Annotated in this window: 13 protein-coding genes and 1 riboswitch; of the genes, 5 read left to right on the top strand and 8 right to left on the bottom strand. The window is 68.4% G+C overall.

Going from position 1 to position 15,467, the window contains the following annotated elements:
* Positions 1 to 79: 79 nt before the first annotated feature.
* The 8 genes from OXR60_RS00155 to secG form a co-directional block, all read right to left on the bottom strand.
* Positions 80 to 1,384, bottom strand: coding sequence for a cobyrinate a,c-diamide synthase (locus OXR60_RS00155; protein ID WP_267392887.1), 1,305 nt, complete (start codon positions 1,382 to 1,384; stop codon positions 80 to 82).
* On the bottom strand, positions 1,368 to 2,003 hold the full coding sequence (bluB, locus tag OXR60_RS00150; protein ID WP_267392885.1) for a 5,6-dimethylbenzimidazole synthase: 636 nt from the start codon (positions 2,001 to 2,003) through the stop codon (positions 1,368 to 1,370). Before bluB ends, OXR60_RS00155 begins: the two co-directional genes overlap by 17 nt.
* A complete protein-coding gene (cobO, locus tag OXR60_RS00145; protein WP_267392884.1) occupies positions 2,000 to 2,629 on the bottom strand; it encodes a cob(I)yrinic acid a,c-diamide adenosyltransferase in 630 nt (209 codons plus the stop codon). The genes bluB and cobO overlap by 4 nt, the downstream gene beginning before the upstream one ends.
* On the bottom strand, positions 2,626 to 6,459 hold the full coding sequence (gene cobN / locus OXR60_RS00140; protein WP_267392883.1) for a cobaltochelatase subunit CobN: 3,834 nt from the start codon (positions 6,457 to 6,459) through the stop codon (positions 2,626 to 2,628). Before cobN ends, cobO begins: the two co-directional genes overlap by 4 nt.
* Positions 6,459 to 7,511: a cobalamin biosynthesis protein CobW gene (gene cobW / locus OXR60_RS00135; protein ID WP_267392881.1), complete on the bottom strand. Its 1,053-nt coding sequence runs from the start codon at positions 7,509 to 7,511 to the stop codon at positions 6,459 to 6,461. The genes cobN and cobW overlap by 1 nt, the downstream gene beginning before the upstream one ends.
* Positions 7,512 to 7,539: 28 nt before the next feature.
* Positions 7,540 to 8,586 carry a HoxN/HupN/NixA family nickel/cobalt transporter gene (locus OXR60_RS00130; RefSeq protein WP_267393564.1) on the bottom strand — a complete coding sequence of 349 codons (1,047 nt, stop codon included), beginning with the start codon at positions 8,584 to 8,586 and terminating at the stop codon, positions 7,540 to 7,542.
* Between the two features lie 186 nt (positions 8,587 to 8,772).
* Positions 8,773 to 9,016, bottom strand: a riboswitch (cobalamin riboswitch).
* A 177-nt stretch (positions 9,017 to 9,193) separates the two neighbouring features.
* A complete protein-coding gene (locus OXR60_RS00125) occupies positions 9,194 to 10,828 on the bottom strand; it encodes a CTP synthase (protein WP_267392879.1) in 1,635 nt (544 codons plus the stop codon).
* Positions 10,829 to 10,916: 88 nt separating this feature from the next.
* Positions 10,917 to 11,297, bottom strand: a complete 381-nt coding sequence (secG, locus tag OXR60_RS00120; RefSeq protein ID WP_267392878.1) for a preprotein translocase subunit SecG — start codon at positions 11,295 to 11,297, stop codon at positions 10,917 to 10,919.
* Positions 11,298 to 11,556: 259 nt separating this feature from the next.
* Between secG and OXR60_RS00115 the strand changes: the two genes are divergently transcribed.
* The 5 genes from OXR60_RS00115 to pgl all read left to right on the top strand — a co-directional run bounded on the left by OXR60_RS00115 (position 11,557) and on the right by pgl (position 15,407).
* Entirely contained in the window at positions 11,557 to 11,877 is a 321-nt protein-coding gene (locus tag OXR60_RS00115) for a MarR family transcriptional regulator (protein WP_267392877.1), read from the top strand.
* A gap of 25 nt (positions 11,878 to 11,902) precedes the next feature.
* Entirely contained in the window at positions 11,903 to 12,184 is a 282-nt protein-coding gene (locus OXR60_RS00110) for an SH3 domain-containing protein (protein WP_267392875.1), read from the top strand.
* Positions 12,181 to 13,110 carry an N-acetyl-gamma-glutamyl-phosphate reductase gene (argC, locus tag OXR60_RS00105; RefSeq protein ID WP_267392874.1) on the top strand — a complete coding sequence of 310 codons (930 nt, stop codon included), beginning with the start codon at positions 12,181 to 12,183 and terminating at the stop codon, positions 13,108 to 13,110. The genes OXR60_RS00110 and argC overlap by 4 nt, the downstream gene beginning before the upstream one ends.
* Before the next feature lie 9 nt (positions 13,111 to 13,119).
* A complete protein-coding gene (gene zwf / locus OXR60_RS00100; RefSeq protein ID WP_267392873.1) occupies positions 13,120 to 14,583 on the top strand; it encodes a glucose-6-phosphate dehydrogenase in 1,464 nt (487 codons plus the stop codon).
* Positions 14,584 to 14,699: 116 nt separating this feature from the next.
* Positions 14,700 to 15,407 (top strand): 6-phosphogluconolactonase, encoded by a 708-nt coding sequence (gene pgl / locus OXR60_RS00095; RefSeq protein WP_267392871.1) that lies wholly within the window; start codon positions 14,700 to 14,702, stop codon positions 15,405 to 15,407.
* Positions 15,408 to 15,467 lie beyond the last annotated feature (60 nt).

Here is a 15,467-nt window from a genome sequence, read left to right as displayed (position 1 = left end):
ATTCGTTTATCGTTTGTTCTGGCTTGGCTCACCATCAAGGCAGACCGGCCGAGCAGGTTCGTTGACGCCAATACCAACATCAGCAGATCAGGTGGAAGAAGGTGCCAGTGACCTGCCCGGCCCGGCTGCCCGCGGGTGGCAGCGGCTGGCCTTCGCCATCGACCACATCGGCGAGCGGCTCGCCATCGGCCCGGACGATCGTCGCGTGGTGATATTCATGGCCGATGCTGACGCTGCCGGCGGCGGCGAACGGCATGGCGGCGCGCCACGTCGCCTGCCGATAGCCGAGGTGGAGCTTGCGGATCGCAAAGCTGGTGTCCACCGGCAGCAGCCCGGCCATCGCATGGGGCTCACCCGCAGCATCGGTGAGCGTTTGCCCCAGCACCATATAGCCACCACACTCGCCATGGATCGGGCGGGTCGCGGCGAAGCGGCGGAGGCCGCCGAGGAAGCGGTGATTGCCCGCCAGCCGTCCGGCGTGCAGCTCGGGATAGCCGCCCGGCAGCCAACAGCTGTCGCACGCCTCGGGCGGCGCCTCGTCGGCAAGCGGCGAGAAGAAGTCGACGGTCGCACCGGCCGCGCGCCAGCCGTCGAGCAGATGCGGGTAGACGAAGGTGAAGGCCTCGTCGCGCGCGATCGCAATGCGTTGGCCGGGGGGCTGCCAGCAGGTCGTGCTGCCGGCGGCGACTTGCGTCGGCCGCGCGGCCGCAAGGATCGCGTCGAGATCGCAATGCGTGGCAACCAGCGTCGCCATCGCCTCGATCGCGCCGTCGAGCGCCGGCGTCTCTGCCGCCTGGACCAGCCCGAGGTGGCGCGAGGGCAGCACCATGCACGGATCGGTCGGGATCATGCCGAGCAACGGCACGTCGATGACCGCAAAGCCTGCCGCGATCATCCGGCCGTGGCGCGGGCTGGCGACCCGATTGGCGATCACCCCGGCGATCGGCGGCGCACCCGGGTAGGTGGCGAAACCGTGCGCGGTGGCGGCGAGCGATTGCGCGGCCCCCGCGGCGTCGAGCACCAGCATCACCGGCCAGCCGAGCGCGCGCGCCACCTCGGCGCTGGCGCCGGTGGCGCCGCCACGCGCGACGCCGTCGAACAGGCCCATCGCGCCCTCGGCGACGATCAGGTCGGCATCCTGCCCGGTCGCCGCAGCCAGGGCTGCAAGCAACGCCGCGTCCATCGCATAGGCATCGAGGTTGACCGAGGGCCGGCCAGTGGCGACCGCATGAAAGGCGGGATCGATATAATCCGGTCCTGTCTTGGCGCCGGCGACGACCAGCCCGCGCCGGCGCAGCGCCCGCTGCAGCGCGATCGTCACCACCGTCTTGCCGCTGCTTGACCGCGGCGCGGCGATCAGCAGCCCCTTAGCGCTCGACGACATCGAGCGCCTCCCGCGCCTGCCAGCCACGGCGGTGAAGCTCGGGCGTATCCGACGGCTCGTCAGGATAACCGATGCACAACAGCGCCACCAACTGCCAGGATCCGGGCACCGCGAGCAGCGCGGTAACGGCGGTGGGATCGACGATTGATACCCAGCCGATGCCGATGCCCTGGGCGCGTGCCGCCAACCACAGGGTATGGATGGCCATTACGGTCGAATAACGCAGCATTTCAGGCATGGTGGCGATGCCGAGGCCATGACCCGCCGCCGGCGCCTCGTCGGTGAACACCGCGACGATCTCCGGCGCCTCGCGCAGCCCGTGGAGCTTGAGCGCGCGATAGGCGGCGGCCCGTTCCGCGTCATAGCCCGCCGCCGCGCGCGCGCTCGCCGCGTCCACCGCCGCCGCCAGCGCATCGCGCAGCGCCAGGGTGGTGACCCGCACCAGCCGCCACGGCTGGGCATTGCCGACCGACGGCGCAAGCGCTGCGGTCGCCAGCAGCCGCTCGATCACGCCCACCGGCAGCGGATCGCGCCTGAAGTGGCGCACGTCGCGGCGCCAGGCGAACAGCGTCGCCAGCTGCGCTTGGAACGGCTCATCGAAGACCGGCGGATGGCTCAATATTCGATGCCCGCCTGCGCCTTCACGCCCGACCGGAACGGATGCTTGATCAGCGTCATCTCGGTGACGAGGTCCGCCGCCTCGATCAGCGCCTCCGGCGCGTTGCGGCCGGTGACGATGACATGCTTGTCCGCCGGCTTGGCGAGCAACACCGCCATGACCTCGTCGAGCGGGAGGTAATCGTAGCGCAGCACGATGTTGAGCTCGTCGGCGAGCACCATCTTGTAGGCGGGATCGGCGATCATCCGCTTGACCTCCTCCCACGCCTCGCGTGCCACCGCGATGTCGCGGGCGCGATCCTGGGTGTCCCAGGTAAAGCCCTCGCCCATCGCCTTGAACTCGATCTGCTCGGGAAAGGCATCGAACACCACCTTCTCGCCGGTCGCCCAGGCGCCCTTGACGAACTGGACGACGCCCACCTTCATGCCATGGCCGATCGCGCGCGTGACCATGCCGAGCGCCGCCGAGGTCTTGCCCTTGCCCTTGCCAGTGTGGACGATCAGCAGGCCCTTCTCCTGGGTCTTGTTGGCCATGATCTTGTCATGCGCCGCCTGCTTCTTCTTCATCTTCTCGGCATGCCTGGCATCGCCGGTGAGGATCTCGGGTTGTGGAGTATCGTCGCTCATGGACACGGGGCATGCTCCTGAAGGTCGGCGAGCATCATGCCCGCGCTGTTCGATGTCGGTTTCCACAGGCCGCGCTCCAGCGCCTCGGCGAGCCGCGCCGCGGTGTCGCGCAGCGCCGCCGGATTGACCTCGGCCATGAACGCACGGACCACGTCATCCTCGATGAAGGCAGCGTGGACGGCGTCGAAATGATGGTCGCGGACCGCATGGGTGGTGGCGGCGAAGGCGAACAGATAATCGACCGTCGCGGCGATCTCGAACGCGCCCTTATAGCCGTGGCGCATCACGCCCGCGATCCATTTGGGGTTGACGACGCGGGCGCGGACGACGCGACCGATCTCGTCGTCGAGCGTGCGGATCACCGGCCGCTCGGGGCGGCTGTGGTCGTTGTGATAGCTGATCGGCGCGGCGCCCTTGAGATGCTCGATCGCCGCGGCGATGCCGCCCTCGAATTGATAATAATCGTCGCTGTCGAGCAGGTCGTGCTCGCGATTGTCCTGGTTCTGGACCACCGCATCGACCTGGCCGAGCCGCGCCGCGAACAGATCGCGTTCGGCATCGCCCTCGATCCCGGCGCCATAGGCATAGCCGCCCCAATCGAGGTACACTTCGGCGAGATCGGCGCGATCGTGCCACAGCTTCTCGTCGATCATCGCCTGCAGGCCGGCGCCATAGGCCCCCGGCTTGGAGCCGAACACCCGCGCACCAGCGCGACGCGCGGCCTGGACCGGATCGGCGCCTCGGTGGATCAGCGTCGCGGTCTCGGTGCGGTGGCGCGCGGCCGCAGGATTTGCCGCGGCATCCTCGTCGAGCGCCATGATCGCGCGGGTCGCGGAATCGATCAGGTCGATCTGCTCCGGGAAGGCATCGCGAAAGAAGCCCGAAACGCGGAAGGTGACGTCGACGCGCGGGCGGCCAAGCTCGGTAACGGTCATCACCTCGAAGCCGATCACCCGCCCGGACGCCCAGTCCCACCGCGGCCGCGCGCCCATCAGCGCCAGCGCCTGGGCGATGTCGTCACCGCCGGTGCGCATGTTGGCGGTGCCCCAGGCGGATAGCGCCATCGCCGCGGGGTAATCGCCCTCGCGCTGGAAATAATCCTCGACCAGCAACTGCGCCGAGCGAAAGCCGAGATCCCAGGCGGTCGCAGTTGGCACGGCGCGGGTGTCGACCGAATAGAAGTTGCGCCCGGTCGGCAGCACGTCGGGCCGGCCGCGGGTCGGCGCCCCCGAGGGGCCGGGAGTCACGAAGCGGCCATCGAGCCCGGCGAGCAGCGCGGTACGCTCGGCGTCGCCGCAGGCGTCGATCCGGGGGGCGAGGTCCGTCAAGGTCGCGTGGAGGACGGCGCGGGTACGATCACCCAGACTGTCCGACAGGTCCCTTTCCCGTTCGTCACCCCAGCGCAAGCTGGGGTCTCCTGCGGCTGGGCGTGACGGTTGGCCCGCCTCCGGGAGATCCCAGCTTTTGCTGGGATGACGAGTGAGGAGATCAACCGCGAGCAGTTCGAGCCGCTCGACCGTATCGCCGGTCGTCCGCCAGACCTCGTCCGAGATACCCGCCAACACCGCCGGCCGCGGCCCGGCCCATATTGCGCCCATCACGCAATCGAGCGGATCGAAGCCCAGCGCGAGATCATCGGCCATCGCGCGCAACAGCGAGCCCTGGCCGGGATGGTCATAGCCGCGCGGCGTCCGCGCCAGCGCGACCAGCAGGTCGGTGCGCAGCCGTCCTTCGGGCGAGCGGGTGAACACGTGCAGCCCGTCGCGGATCTGCATCTCCTTGAGCTCGCACAGGTAATTGTCGAGTGCGCCGAGCGCGTCGTCGCCGTCGCCGACCATGCCAGCGTCCTGGTCTAGCCCGGCGCCGCGCGCGAGATGGAGGATCTCGCGGCGCAGATGCTCCAGCCGTCGTGGATCCATCCCGGCGGCGAGATAATATTCGTCGACCAGCGCCTCCAGCTCCTTGAGCGGGCCGTAGGTTTCGGCGCGCGTCATCGGTGGGGTAAGATGATCGATGATCGTCGCCCCGATCCGGCGCTTGGCCTGGGTACCCTCGCCGGGATCGTTGACGATGAACGGATAGAGTTGCGGCACCGGCCCCGCGCAGATCTCGGGGAAACACGCCTCGCTCAGCGACAGCGCCTTGCCCGGCAGCCATTCGAGATTGCCGTGCTTGCCGACATGGACGACCGCGTCGGCGGCGAAGACGTGGTTGAGCCAGAAATGAAAGGCGAGATAGCCGTGCGGCGGCGGCAGCGCCGGATCATGGTAGCTCGCCTTGGCATCGATATTGTAGCCGCGTGCCGGCTGCACTGCGACCGCGATGCCGCCCCAGCGGTGGACCGCTAGCCGGAAGGCGCCGTCGCGGACGAAAGGATCGTCGCCGGGCGCACCCCAACGTTCGTCGACGGCAGCGCGGACGCCGGCCGGCAGCGCGGCAAAGAAATTGGCATAATCGGCGAGCGACAGCATGGCTTCTGCCGAACGGCCCGACGCGCCTGCGGCGTTGGTGACGCCGCCGAGCATCACCGCCATCAGCGCGGCGCCGTCGGCAGGCGCGCCGGGGAGATCGTAGCCGGCCTCGCCCAGGGCGGCGAGGATCGCCGCGGCGCTCGCCGGCGTGTCGAGGCCGACGCCGTTGCCGATCCGGCCATCGCGGTTTGGGTAATTGGCGAGCACCAGCGCCACAGACCGCGCGGCCGGCGCCTTGCGCCGGAGCCGGGCCCAGCGGCCGGCGAGCGCGGCGACGAAGTGCAGCCGGCCGTGTGCGACCCGCGGCACGACGATGCTGCATTCGGTGCGCGGATCGAACCGCGCCGCCGCCTTGAACGCGATGGCGCGGGTAAACAGCCGGCCGTCCACTTCCGGCAGCGCGACATGCATGGCGAGATCGCGGGGCCCTAAACCGCGCGGGCTGGCCTCCCAGGCGGCCTGCTCGACGCCGGCAAACATGGTCTGCAGGATCGGGCAGTCGGCACGCTCGAGCACGCCGGGTTGGCGCGGCTCGCCCGGCGACGAGGCGGCAAAGGCGGTGGCGTTGACGATCACGTCCGGCTGGATCGCCGCGATCGTCCCGCCGAGCCACTCGACCGCGAACGGCTCGCGCAGGCTGCGGACGTGGACGGCGACGACGTTGAGCCCCTGCCCTTCGAGCGCCGCGATCACGGCGTCCACCGCCTCGAGCGTGCCGGCGATCAGCAGCGCGCGATAGAAGACGAACAGCGCGGTCGGCCGGCCGCTCACCCAGCGCGCCCGGGCGTCGTCGAGCGAGGGCTGCTCGACGCCCGTCACATGCAGCCCGGCGTCGGGCACCGGCACCGGCTCGTCGGGCGGGCCCGCGTCCTCGCCGATCAGCCGCGCGGCGGTGCGCAGGAAAGCGGCGGCATTGCCCACCCCGCCCTGGCGCAGATAGGCTTTCAGCCGCTTGCGATCGGCCTCGGCGACGGTGGAGGCACGATCGAGCGCGGGGTCTTCCTCGCAACCGTCGGACAGCGCCGCAAAGGCGATGCCGCGCTCGCGCGCCACCCGGGCGATCTCGTCGATCCCATAAGGCCAATAGCCCTTGCCGCCGATCAGCGTGACGCAGACGAAGCGGGCGCGGCCGATCACCCGATCGACATAGAGATCGACCGAATAGGGATGCTTGAGCTGGAGCAGATTGGCGATGCGGACGCTCGGCCCCGCATCGCCGATCTGCTCGGCGGCATGGGCAAAGCACGCCAGGTCGCTGTCCGCCACCGTGAGCAGCACGATGTCGCCCGGCGACTGGGCGAGGTCGATCGCCTCGTCGCTGTTGGCGATCGTGCCGGGGGTGGCGGACAGCAGGTGCATCAGCGCGCCGCGACCAGCGTCGGCGCCAGGATTGCCGCGAGGGCAGCGCGGATCGCGGTCTCGTCGAGCCCCTTCTGGCCGATCACCACCAATTGCGAACGGCGCGTCGATGCCCCCCACGGCCGGTCGTAATATTGCTGCACCCGCGGGCCGACCGCCTGGATCACCAGCCGTGCCGGGCGGCTCTCGACGGCGACATTGCCCTTGATTCGCAGCACGTCATGCGCCGCGATCACCGTCTCCAGCACCGTGACCAGCGCCGCGACGTCCGCGACGTCACCGCCCTCGACGACGAAGCTGTCGAAATCGTCATGGTCATGCTCCTCGTCGCTGTCGTGGTGCGACGGGCGCGCGTCGAGATCGTCCTCGGCGCCGGCGGTGATGCCGAGCAGCGCGCCGACATCGACCGCGCCATGGCTGGCGTAAACGATCTTCACCCCTGCGCGGGTCTCCTGCTTGATCCGCGCCTCGACGCTCGCCAGCGTCGCCGCATCGACCAGATCGGCCTTGTTGAGCACCACCATGTCGGCGCAGGCGAGCTGGTCCTCGAACAATTCCTCGAGCGGGCTGTCGTGATCGAGCGACGGGTCGGCGGCGCGCGCGGCGGCCAGCGCCGCCTCGTCGGGCGCGAACCGGCCGGCGGCGACCGCATCGGCATCGATCAGCGCGATCACGCCGTCCACGGTCGCACGGGTACGGATGTCCGGCCAGCCGAACGCCTTCACCAGCGGCTTGGGCAGAGCCAGGCCCGAGGTCTCGATGATGATATGCTCAGGGGGATTGGGCCGGTCGAGTAGCGCCTGCATGGTCGGCAGGAAATCATCGGCGACGGTGCAGCAGATGCAGCCGTTGGCGAGTTCGACGATATCCTCCTCGGGGCAGGCGGCATCGTTGCAGCCGCGTACCAGATCGGCGTCGACGCCGATGTCGCCGAACTCGTTGATGATCAGCGCCAGCCGGCGCCCTTGCGCATTCTGGAGCAGATGGCGGATCAGCGTCGTCTTGCCGGCGCCGAGGAAGCCGGTGATCACGGTAGTGGGGATACGGGCCACGATGGGTCTCCTTGAAATCGAATGGTAATCAGGCGGCGACGTCGGCGGTGCGGACCTCGATCTCGTCGAAGCGCTTCCAGCGGAACACCGCCCAGCTCAGCCCCCAGCACAGCGCGAACAGGCCGATGATTGCAAAGCCGATCAGGTTGAAGCTGCCGCCGAGCTCGGCCACTGCCGACCACAGACCGCCCTGCAGCCCGAGCTTGTCGGCCACCAGCGCCAGCGTCTCGATCCCGCCGATCAGGATCGCGACCAGCGCCGATACCGCGGTGATGACGATGTTATAATAGAGTTTGCGGATCGGATGCACGAACGCCCATTGATAGGCGCCGAGCATCAGGATGCCGTCGGTGGTGTCGACCAGCGCCATGCCGGCGGCGAACAGCGCCGGGAAGACGAGCACCGGTGCGATCGCGAAGCCGCCCGCCACCTGGCTTGCCGACAGGCCGAGAATGGCGACCTCGGTCGCGGTGTCGAAGCCCAGCCCGAACAGGAAGCCCAATGGCGCCATGTGCCAGCTGCGCGATACCAGCCGGAACATCGGCCGGAACAGTCGCGCGAGCAGGCCGCGGTTGCCGAGCAGCAGATCCAGGTCCTCCTCGACATAGTCGCCGCCGCGCCGGACATGGTGGAAGGTCCGCCACACCGAGCGCAGGATGATCAGGTTCATGGCCGCGATCGCGAACAGGAACACCGCCGAGACGATCGTCGCGATGATGCCGCCGCTCGCCTTGAGCGCCTCGAACCCCGACAGCGCCGAGGCGGTGAAGGCGATCGCGGCCGAAGCGATCAGGATCACCGCGCTGTGCCCGAGCGCGAACCAGAAGCCGACGGTGGTCGGCCGCTGGCCGTCGTTCATCAGCTTGCGGGTGACATTGTCGATCGCGGCGATGTGATCGGCATCGACCGCGTGGCGTAGGCCAAGGCCCCACGCGAGCAAGGCGGTGCCGAGCATCAGCGGCTGGGCGTGGAACAGCGCCGCCGCCCAGATCCATGCGCCGATATTGGCCAGGATCAGGAAGACGTAGAGAGGGATGAGCTTGCGCGTGATCGGCCGCGCGCGGCGATTGGCCATGAGGGGAATTACTCCGTCGGCATCGAGCAACGTCGTGCGGGAGCGTGCCGCCATGGGCTGGCGGTCAGGGTGCTCGACCCGGCGGACGCCCGTGCGCCCGGCCCTTGCGACCCCGATGCGGCTCCCGCCGCTTCCAACGTCGCTCAGACGGACGGATCCGTGCCGCGGCCACCCCCTGGGCCAGGGCAAGAGCGACCGAACGCCGGCAGGTCTCCTGGCTCACGGGTCGTTGCGCGAGGCACGGCCTTCCCAGGCCTCGCCCGATTCGGCGTCCGGCCCAGTGGCTGCACCCTTCACGCTGAGGAAGGGCACGCTGCGCATCGCACTCACCGCTTACAGTTGCAGGGACAGCCGCGGCTTGGGGCGGCAAGCCACCCGCACCGCATTCCCTTGAAGCTCCTCGCGGAGCACCGACGCGATCGTGCGACCCCGCGCGGACGCGGGGTCGGGATCGGCGGTATCGCACGGGGCGCGGCGGCGCAATGGCAACCGACCGTTCTATGCGTCACCCCAGAAGCCGGGGTCTCGCGCGGTACCTGCCCGTCCGCGCCTCGAGGAGATCCCAGCCTTTGCTGGGATGACGGACGGGATCAGGAGCCGGCGAACCTCAAACCAGCCGGCTCTGCTTCACCGCGGCCTCGATGAAGCTCGCGAACAGCGGATGCGGGTCGAACGGCTTGCTCTTCAGCTCGGGGTGGAACTGGACGCCGACGAACCAGGGATGATCGGGCCGCTCGACGATCTCGGGCAAGGTGCCGTCGGGCGACATGCCGGAAAACACCAGGCCGCCCTGCTCGAGCGCTTCCTGGTAATGGGTATTAACCTCGTAGCGGTGACGATGCCGCTCGTGGATGGTGGTGCCGCCGTAGATCGACGAGACCACGCTGTTGCCGTCGAGCTTGGCCTCATAGGCGCCCAATCGCATGGTGCCGCCAAGGTCGCCCTGCGCCTCGCGCTGCTCCAGGCCGTCGCGGCCCATCCATTCGGTGATCAGCCCGACCACCGGCTCGTCGGTCGGGCCGAATTCGGTCGACGACGCGGCGGCGATGCCGGCGAGGTCGCGCGCGCCCTCGACGCAGGCCATCTGCATGCCGAAGCAGATGCCGAAATAAGGGATCTCGCGCTCGCGGGCGAAGCGCACCGACTTGATCTTGCCCTCCGCGCCGCGCTCGCCAAACGCACCGGGAACGAGGATCGCGTCGCATGGCTCGAGCTGACCGACGATCTCGCTGTCGTCGTTCTCGAACAATTCGGCGTCGATCCAGCGGATGTTGACCTTCACCCGATTGGCGATGCCGCCATGGACCAGCGCCTCGTTGAGCGACTTGTAGGCATCCTGCAGGCCGACATATTTGCCGACCACGCCGACGGTGACCTCGCCCTCAGGGTTGAACAGGCGGTCGGTGATCTCGCTCCAGCGGCTGAGATCGGGCGGCGACGACGGCGTGATGCCGAACGCACGCAGCACCTCCGAATCGAGGCCTTCCTCGTGATACTGCATCGGCACCGCATAGATGCTCTTGGCGTCGAGCGCCGGGATCACCGCCGATTCGGGGACGTTGCAGAACAACGCGATCTTGGCGCGCTCCGACGGCGGCAGCGGGTGCTCGCAGCGGCAGACGAGCACGTCCGGCTGGACACCCAAGGCGGCGAGCTCGCGCACCGAATGCTGGGTGGGCTTGGTCTTCAGCTCGCCGGCGGCGGCGATGTACGGCACCAGCGTGACGTGGATGCTGATAGCGTTGCCGCGGCCGACCTCGTTCTTGAGCTGGCGGATCGCCTCGATGAACGGCAGCGATTCGATGTCGCCGACGGTGCCGCCGATCTCGCACAGCACGAAGTCGAGGTCGTCGGTCTCGGCGCGGGCGAAGGCCTTGATCGCATCGGTGACGTGCGGGATCACCTGCACCGTCGCGCCGAGGTAATCGCCACGCCGTTCGCGCTCGATGATCGTCTTGTAGATCCGGCCGGAGGTGACGTTGTCCGACTGTCGCGAGGCGACGCCGGTGAAGCGCTCATAATGGCCAAGGTCGAGATCGGTCTCGGCGCCGTCGTCGGTCACATAAACCTCGCCGTGCTGATACGGGCTCATCGTGCCCGGATCGACGTTGAGATAGGGATCGAACTTCCTGATCCGGACGCGATAGCCACGCGCCTGGAGGAGAGCTGCGAGAGAGGCCGCCATGAGGCCTTTACCGAGCGACGAGACCACGCCGCCGGTGATGAAGATATACCGCGCCATGGGAAGAATCGCCTAGCGTGTTGAAGGGGCAAACGACAAGGGCGCGCGTCGAGGCGACGCGCGATTCATGCGGTAAACCGCAGGATAATCAGTGTGCGAGCGGGACCGCCGAATTGTCGGCCGGTGCCGTGGCCGGGGCCACGCCGTTGACCGTCGCCGGCGCATCGACCGGCTGAGTGGGCACCGCATCCTGCGTCGGCGTGGCCGGCGCCCTGCGGGCGAGCGAGGTGTCGATCGCCTGGGTGCGGTGAGTCGCTGCCAGCACCGCGAGCGCGATCGAGAACAGCACGAACAGGGTGGCGAGCACCCCGGTGGCCCGGGTGAGGAAATCCGCCGCGCCGCGCGCCGACATCAGCCCCGACGGGCTGCCGCCCATGCCAAGCCCGCCGCCTTCCGACCGTTGCATCAGGATCACCGTCACGAGCGCCGCGGCGATGATGGCATGTACGACGAGAAGGAAGGTGAACATTGATGATCCCGGTTGTCCGGCGCCCGATGCCCCGACGCCGGGCACATAGGCGCAACCCCGATGGGGATCAACAGCGCCCCGCTCGCGACGCCCGGTGCCAGGGTGATGCGATCCGATAGTTAATATCTAAATGTCTGGCGAAACCAGCGCGTGATCAGGGCGTTATGACAGCGAAACGACACCCATAACGCGCGTCCGACCAAGGACGAGGAACGGAAAGTTTAACGTGGGAACAGCCGCTCAATCGCTTTCAACGTGGATGACGGCGCTGGTCGATTACGTGCGGTCGGGCGAGCCCGACCTCACCAACAGGCAGATGGCGTTGTTGCTCTTGGTTTATCTTAACCCCGGCCCGCATACCGTGCGTGGACTCGCGCGGGCGCTCAACGTCTCGAAACCGGTGGTCACTCGCGCCTTGAACAGGCTGGGGGCGCTCGGCTATCTGCGCCGCCAGCGCGACGACAGCGACAAGCGCAACATCTTCGTCGCGCGTACATCCGAAGGGGCAGTGTTTCTTGAAGAGTTCGGGCAGTTCATCGGCGAAGGCGGCGCCCCCGCCCTTAGCAGAGCCGTCGCGTAAGGCGTTCGCGCTGACCGGTCGATCGATGGTGCTCGATCCGCGCACCCATGCCGTTCGCGGTGACTTGGCTGACGTGCGCCTCGCCGAACATGTGTTCGCGCCGCATTATGCGGCGCCGATGCTCGCGACCGCGTCCACCGCGACGACCCTGTTCGCGGGCCGGGGTAAGGTGGAGCCGCTGTCGCAGCTCGCCCCCGGCGACGCCTTCGAGGTGCTCGAACTGGCGGGCGACCATGCCTGGGGTGTCGCGCCGGCATCGGGGCTGGTCGGCTATGTCGACCGCACCGCGCTGGACCGGGCGGCATGAGCGTCAGCGTCTTCATCGACGGCGCGGTCGGCACCACCGGGCTCGATATCGGCGAGCGGCTGGCCGGCCGGGACGACCTAACCCTGGTGACGCTGGCCGACGACCGTCGCAAGGACGCCGAGGCCCGCCGCGAGGCGCTCAACGACTGCGACATCTCCATCCTGTGCCTGCCCGACGAGGCAGCCCGCGAGGCGGTGGCGCTGATCGACAACCAGCGCACCCGGGTAATCGACGCCTCCACCGCCCACCGCGTCAATGACGGCTGGACCTATGGCTTTCCCGAACTCGGCCGCGACCAGGCCGCGCGGATCGCCGCCGCCACCCGCGTGTCCAACCCTGGTTGCTATCCCACCGCTTTCCTCGCGCTGGTCCGCCCGCTGATCGTCGCCGGGCTGCTGCCGGCCGATTGGCCGGTCAGCTTCAACGCCACCTCCGGCTATTCGGGTGGCGGCAAGGCGATGATCGCCGAGTTCGAGGATGGTGGCACCGACACCGCGTTCCGCGTCTATGGACTCGGCCTTGCCCACAAGCATGTCGCCGAGATGCAGGGCCATGCCGGGCTTGCCCATCCGCCGATTTTTGCCCCGTCGGTGACGCGGACCAACCGCGGCATGCTCGGCGAGGTGCCGCTGCCGCTGGCGCTGCTCCCCGGCAAGCCGTCACCCGGCGCCATCGAGTCGGTGTTGCGCGAAGCCTATGCCGACAGCCCGCTGATCACGGTGGCGCCCGGTAATCTCGCGGCGACCGTGATCGAGGAAAATGCCGGCACCGACCGGATGACCTTGCGCGTCTGCGGCAACGAGACCACGGGGCATGTGCGGCTGATCGCCACGCTCGACAATCTCGGCAAGGGCGCCGGTGGCGCCGCTGTGCAGAACCTCAATCTCATGGCCGGGCTCGATCCGCTCGCCGGCCTCAATCTGTAAGGAGTCCGCATGCAGCGTAACCCGGTAGCCAAGCTGCTCCTGTTCGGAGCGACCGGTGATCTCGCGCAGCGCATGCTGCTGCCCTCGCTCTATGGCCTGCATGCCGACGGGTTGCTGCCCGATGGCTTGACCATCTTCGGCTCGGCGCGCTCGGACCTCGACGATGCGGCTTATCGCGACTTTACCAAGAAGGCGCTCGACGAGTTCCTCCCCGCCGACCGCAAGGACGAGAGCGCGATGGACGGGTTCCTCGCGCGGGTGTTCTACCAGCCGGTCGACCTGTCGAACCGCGACACCTTCCCGGCGCTCGCCGAGAAGGTCGGTGACGTCGCCGGGGGCCTTGCCATCTATCTCTCCACCGCGCCGTCGCTGTTCGAGGCCGCGATCGCCGGGCTCGAATCGGTCGGCTTGGCCGGCGAGACGGTCCGCATCGGGCTCGAAAAGCCGCTGGGCTACGATCTCGCCTCGAGCCGCGAGATCAACGACGCGGTCGCGGTCGCCTTTCCCGAGGACCGCACCTTCCGCATCGATCACTATCTGGGCAAGGAAACCGTCCAGAACATCCTCGCGCTGCGTTTCGGCAACTCGTTCTTCGAGCCGGTATGGAACGCCCGCGGCATCGATAACGTCCAGATCACCATCGCCGAGACGGTCGGCCTCGAAGATCGCGCCGGCTATTATGAGACGGCGGGCGCGCTGCGCGACATGGTCGCCAACCACATGCTCCAGCTCGCCGCATTGATCGCGATGGAGCCGCCGGCCCGGTTCGACGGCACCGCGATCCGCGACGAAAAGGCGAAGGTGTTCCGCAGCCTGCGCCTGATCACCCCCGAGGAATCGCAGCACAACACCGTCACCGGCCAATATAGCGACGGCGCGGTCAAGGGCGAGATCGTCAAGAGCTACACCGACGAGCTCGGCAAGCCGTCGACCACCGAGACCTTTGTCGCGATCAAGGCGCATATCGACAATTGGCGCTGGCAGGGCGTGCCCTTCTACCTGCGCACCGGCAAGCGCATGGCGACCCGCCGGTCGGAGATCGCCATCCAGTTCAAGGCGGTGCCGCACTCGATGTTCGCCGGGCGCGGCGGGATGCTCCAGCCCAACACGCTGGTGATCCGCCTGCAGCCCGAGGAATATGTCCAGCTGCTGGTGATGGCCAAGGAGCCGGGGCTCGATCGCGAGGGCGTGCGCCTGCGCGAGGTGCCGCTCAACCTCAGCATGGATGCCGAATTTGCCGGCAGCCGCCGCCGCATCGCCTATGAGCGCCTGCTGCTCGACCTAATCGAGGGCGACCAGACGCTGTTCGTGCGCCGCGACGAGGTGGAGGCGCAATGGACCTGGATCGACGCGATCCGCGAGGGCTGGACCGCCAACAACACCAAGCCCAAGAGCTATCCGTCGGGCAGCTGGGGTCCGTCCAGCGCGATCGCGCTCACCGAGCGCGACGGGGTGACCTGGCAGGACGATTGACGTCCCCGTGTTCCTGCTTAGGCAGGAACGCCAGGACAATGAGGCGGTGACCGGCGCGCGCTGCGGGGCTGCCGGTGCCGCGCATGGGGCGATGCCCCGACACGAAAGAGTTAGAGATGAGCGAAGAGATCGAATGGTGGGACTATGACGATGCCGCGGAGATGGCCGCGGCCGTCGCCGGCGACATCCAGTTCATCATCGAGGCGGCGATCGACGCGCGCGGCGCGGCGGTGATCGCGCTGTCGGGCGGGAAGACGCCGATCCCAATCTACGACATTCTCGCCAAGGCCAAGCTCGACTGGAAGCGCGTCACCATCGTGCCGACCGACGAGCGGATCGTGCCGCTCGGCGATGCGCTCTCCAACGTGACAATGATCGCCAAGACCTTCCTGCCCAAGGGCGCGCGGGTGATGCCGATCGTGCCGCAAGCGACCGCCGACTATAAGGCCGCCGGCCGTTCGGCGGATGCGCTGATGCAGGAACTGCATTGGCCGCTCGACCTGTGCCTGCTCGGCGTCGGCGGCGACGGCCACACCGCCTCGATCTTCCCCGGCCCCGATTTTGACGAGGCGCTGAGCGGCCCCAAGGAGCGCCGCGCGCTCGGCGTGATGCCCGATCCGCTGCCGCCCGAGGCACCGGTCGCGCGCGTCACGCTGAGCCGCGAGGGCATCGTCACGGCGCGCGCGCTGATGATCGCGGTCACCGGCCAGGGCAAGCGCGACGTTATCGAGGCTGCGATCAAGCAGGGACCGTCATCGAGCTACCCGATCGGCCGGGTGCTTGCCGATGCCGAGCTGCCGGTGGATATTCACTGGGCGCCGTGACCTATTTCGGGTCGTGAATACGTATCCAGCACCGAGGGAGGATTGCACGAGCCCTGTTGC

Origin of the sequence: Sphingomonas sp. GC_Shp_5, from assembly GCF_026540855.1 — a bacterium.
In the GTDB taxonomy this organism is placed as follows: Bacteria; Pseudomonadota; Alphaproteobacteria; order Sphingomonadales; family Sphingomonadaceae; genus Sphingomonas.
This window is presented reverse-complemented; position numbering and strand designations above follow the sequence as displayed.